Raw genomic sequence first — 455 nt, forward strand, 5'->3', positions numbered from 1 at the left:
GCGTCCTGCCGGAACCCGGGCTTGCGGAAACCGTCGCGGTCGGGACGGCGGAAATCACGGCGGGGCGCACCCTCCTGCTCGTCATCGAAGCGGGGGAAGGGCGCACGGCGTTTTTGGCCGTCCTGCCCTTCGTCGCCGTCGCTGTCGTTGAAGCGCCGGGGACGGAAGCCGTCCTTACGGAAAGGCCGGCCCTCGTCGTCACGACGCGGCCGGAAGGGACGCCGGGCTTCTTCGCCATCGCGGTTCACGAAACGGTCGCCACGGGGACGGAAGGGACGTTCGTCCTGACCATCCCTGCGGAAGGACGGGCGGGCCTGCGGGGCCTCGTCCCCGTCACGGGCGGCATCGGGGAAGGGGCGCGGGCGGAAGGGCTTGTCCGCGTCCTGCCGGAAGCCGGGCTTGCGGAAGCCGTCACGCTCGGGACGGCGGAAGTCGCGACGGGGCGCACCCTCCCG

At 72.5% G+C, this 455-nt stretch carries 1 pseudogene; it reads right to left on the reverse strand.

Going from position 1 to position 455, the window contains the following annotated elements:
* Nucleotides 1-455: pseudogene (locus ACQRCJ_RS12510) on the reverse strand (hypothetical protein); the annotation flags it as partial.

It is taken from the genome of Desulfovibrio sp. SGI.102, assembly GCF_050314315.1.
Taxonomy (GTDB): domain Bacteria; phylum Desulfobacterota; class Desulfovibrionia; order Desulfovibrionales; family Desulfovibrionaceae; genus Desulfovibrio.